Genomic DNA, 3,695 nt, shown 5'->3' with positions numbered 1-3,695 from the left:
CGATTGCTATGTTTCACTCAGAATGACCACACTGGTCAGACTGGATTCAAAATATGCTCCTTTTTAAAGTGGGGTCATCAATCAAGAGCCGACCACAGCATTTACAATAGACGGGTTCGTGCTTTACAATTACGTCTGGTTCTGCTATAGTCTGCAGTGTGTGACCCTTGTGGCCAGGCTGTCCACCGCTCGGCTTTCCGCTTGGCTTGCGAAGAGACTTTGTCCTGCGCAGCTCACGGGAAGCGATACTTTCTTGGGATGGAGGGATACTGCTGTTGCTGCTGTTTTTCTCGGGCTTCCCTGGTGTACTTGACGTATCGTCAGCAGCTTCCTCGAGTTCCTTGATGCGCTCTTTAGCAACGACAAGTTCTGTCTTTAGATTATGTATCTCTACGTCCTTCTGGTTAATGACACGATTGAGGCGTCCGATCTCCTCTGTCTTCTCGGAGTCGGACTTCTCAAGCTTGCGCAGACGCTGGTTTATCCGGCGCAAAACAATATCTATGTCAGTACAGTCGTTTGCCATTGTTTTTGGTGCAAAGATAAGCATTTTTATCCACATGGCAAAATCACGATTTACATCCCTTAACGCAGACTTTTGACTTGTGGAAAATGCAAAAACGTATCTCCTGCCAGATAAATTGTTGAAGGGCGATAATAGCCAAAGGAGACTTGCTGGCAGCATCACCGAAAAAGAACTCGCAAAATGAGCTGTTTTAAACAACCTACGTCCTCACCGACTCAATCATTAAAGAGTTTGTAATGATGATGAAAATAAGCAAAATCAAGTTTATGCTTTATTAACGAGAAGTTTTCTATAGGGGTGCTGAGTAGTTACTGTCAGTTCTTTCATTGTTAAAATTGTTTTAAAGATTTAGACACAAAAAAAGGTGCGAACCAATTTCATTCTGTTCTGAAGGTTCTGGACTACCTGTACACAAAGAATGAAAATCAGCTCACACCAATGGGTATATGTTGATACCCATCCCGCCGAAGCGGAATGGATACAATAATACACGATTGGGTGAACAACTTCTGTCTTCGTTCTTGTGTACAATGAATTGTCCAGATTCTCAGTACGAACCAAGCATGGTTGTTTCCTTAACATGTCTGCTGCTTGTTTAGAACAGCACTGCAAATATACCATTTTTTTTCTAAAGTTGTTCATTGTGAGCTGATTTTTTTGCAAAAATAGGTGTTTTTTCTGCTTTTTCAGCGTTCCATTCCGTTCCAAGTTCAAAATATAGGGCGTTTTTAGTCGAAATATTGGCTTTTTTGTGTGTGGGTTGGATTTGTTTCAGTATCTTTGCAGCATGGAACAGATATTACGTGAAATGATAGAAAAAATGGTGGGACGCAAGATGGTTGTGCCCCGCGACTTCGTTTGGTTGAGCGAAAAGGTGGAGGAACGTACCCAGCAAAGGGTGAGTGCCTCTACGCTGCGACGGTTCTGGGGATACGTGAGCGAAGGGGTTTCTGCCAGTAAGTTTACCAAGAATGTGCTGGCTAATTTTCTCGGTTATGCGGACTTTGAGGAGTTCGGATTGTCGCAAGGGACGGGAGAACGGCAGAGCCAGATGGTTATCGGCAAGGAAATCTCATGCGATGATCTTTATGAGGGACAGATGCTCAAACTTTCCTGGCTGCCCGACAGAACCTGCATCATCAGGTATCAGGGAAACGGAAGTTTCAAGGTGGTGTCATCAGAAAATACCAGATTGGCGAAAGATGATACTTTTGAGTGCCGTCATTTTATCAATCATGAGCCTGCTTATCTTCATGGCTGGAAACATGGAGATAGGGAGCCGGTCACTTATGCCATAGGTAAGAAGAATGGCATCATCGTGGAGCATTATTTGGAAGATTGAAAACTCGACAGGGTTGGCTTCACATATCTCTCAGTGGTATAAGAGGACAGTTCATAGATGATATCTGCTTTCTTGCCGTCTATGTCCTTAGAGAATGTCTGTGGATAAGTCGTTGTGATGAATTCATTACTCTTATTTACAAACTGAAAGTATGCCTCGCTCTTTTTCACAACAGACCGGATGGTGTCTATGCCGGATTCCTTCCACATCTTGTCGATAGTCTTCTTTCCCTTGGATATGAGTTCGGCGCTTTGTAAATGGGATGCAGAAGATGGCTCGGTAGCTGTTGGCTGCAGGGATTTCCGGCCATTGGAAAGTGGGGCAGGCTTCTTGGCTTGCTGGCGGATGACAGTATCCTTCTTGGCTTCGTGATGTGCCGGGGTGATGCTAATGCTCTTTTCCTGCTGATGCAGTAAAGGGTAACTGATGAAACCTAATAAGATGATACAGACCAAAGCTGCGATTCCGATACGCTTGATACCGGATAGATGCCTGTTTCTGCGAGCCATGAAATCGGCTTTGAGTTCGTCAACATTGGCATATCGCTGGGCTATGGGAGCCTTACATCGTTTGATGATGGCAGTATACGGTTTGCTTGGAAGTATCTTTTCCAGAATACAACCGATACTGAAGATGTCGTTGCGGATGTCTGCCTGTTGGGATACAATCTGTTCAGGTGAGATGTAGCCCGGTGTGCCGGCTGGTTGTTTGAGAATGGCAAAGTCGTCGGTATCTGAAAGTCCGAAATCGATGAGCTTTACATGATTGCCGTTATGGGTAATCATGATATTGGAAGGTTTTAAGTCTCTGTGTACTATCTGCTTGGCGTGGATGTAATGCACTGCATCAAGTAGCTGGAGGAAAATAGCTTCTCCTTCAGTCTTGCTGCCGCTCCAGTGTTCCAGCGTGATACCATCTATCCATTCCATCACGATGCAGATACCCATTTCGGGTACATCTTCCATACTATAGGCTGATACGATGTTGGGATGCTGCAGGGATATGAGGATATCGAACTCTTTGTGCAGCAAGTTCTTGTAGTTTCCGTCTTGGCGATAGGGCTTCTTTAGGCCTTTGAGCACCCACCATCTGCCATAGCGCTTTGCCTTACAAAGAATGTTGAAACCTTTGCAAGGTATGGGCGTAAAGTCTGAAAATTGTTCAGACCTTCTACTTTCTTCTATGATGATTCCAGAATATGAATCCATGTTACTCAGACTGGGTTGATAATTCGGTTGCAAAGTTAACTAAAAGTTTCGAGAAAACCTTCTTCTGGGTGATTTTTTATGATTAGTAAGGGGATACTTGCTTTGTATAAGGATTATCCCCCTGTTTGCATCAATGAATGTATAGAGATACCCTTCCCACAGAAGCGGGATGGATACGTGAATACATATTTAGACAAACAATTAGAGCTGTCGTTCCTGTGTACTGTGAATTGTCCAGGTTCTCAGATGGAACAAAGCATAGTTGCTTCCTAATTATGTCTGCCGTCATTTCTAATGGCATTGCAAATATAGGCATTTTAAAAGGAATTTTCAAGCGAAAGAGAATCTTTTGACAGTCTTTAAACTTTTACGATGTTTTTTGTTTGTATTTTTGTTCAAGCTCATATCCTGCAAATTTACACCTTAATATATCGGGGAATGCTTGCCGCAAATCCCCTCCCTTTTTCTTATGGAATGTGGAAGCCTACCCCTTTAATGTCCGTTTTCAAAACTGATACTGTCCCCATAAGATAGGGATATCATCGGGTCACTTGCAAAAGCGTGTGGATAGCATAGCACAATAAAAGCAAGCAGGTGTACGTTTATAGAGTAAACGTTA

At 43.4% G+C, this 3,695-nt stretch carries 3 protein-coding genes; 1 reads left to right on the top strand and 2 read right to left on the bottom strand.

Features of this window, described 5'->3' with window-relative positions:
- Window positions 1-46: 46 nt before the first annotated feature.
- Window positions 47-526: a DUF6444 domain-containing protein gene (locus AAAT87_RS15050; protein WP_349226880.1), complete on the bottom strand. Its 480-nt coding sequence runs from the start codon at window positions 524-526 to the stop codon at window positions 47-49.
- Window positions 527-1,313: 787 nt separating this feature from the next.
- Between AAAT87_RS15050 and AAAT87_RS15045 the strand changes: the two genes are divergently transcribed.
- Window positions 1,314-1,868 carry a hypothetical protein gene (locus AAAT87_RS15045; RefSeq protein ID WP_349226879.1) on the top strand — a complete coding sequence of 185 codons (555 nt, stop codon included), beginning with the start codon at window positions 1,314-1,316 and terminating at the stop codon, window positions 1,866-1,868.
- On the opposite strand, the gene AAAT87_RS15040 is transcribed toward AAAT87_RS15045, so the two are convergent.
- On the bottom strand, window positions 1,853-3,076 hold the full coding sequence (locus AAAT87_RS15040) for a serine/threonine-protein kinase (RefSeq protein WP_349226878.1): 1,224 nt from the start codon (window positions 3,074-3,076) through the stop codon (window positions 1,853-1,855). The genes AAAT87_RS15045 and AAAT87_RS15040 overlap by 16 nt on opposite strands.
- Window positions 3,077-3,695: the final 619 nt, after the last annotated feature.

Origin of the sequence: Segatella sinensis, from assembly GCF_040095255.1 — a bacterium.
Taxonomy (GTDB): Bacteria; Bacteroidota; Bacteroidia; order Bacteroidales; family Bacteroidaceae; genus Prevotella; species Prevotella sinensis.
This window is presented reverse-complemented; position numbering and strand designations above follow the sequence as displayed.

Bases quoted from the DNA above. Each gene is read 5' to 3' on its own strand.
- AAAT87_RS15050 (WP_349226880.1), bottom strand. From the start codon at position 526: ATGGCAAACGACTGTACTGACATAGATATTGTTTTGCGCCGGATAAAC.
- AAAT87_RS15040 (WP_349226878.1), bottom strand. From the start codon at position 3,076: ATGGATTCATATTCTGGAATCATCATAGAAGAAAGTAGAAGGTCTGAA.
- AAAT87_RS15045 (WP_349226879.1), top strand. From the start codon at position 1,314: ATGGAACAGATATTACGTGAAATGATAGAAAAAATGGTGGGACGCAAG.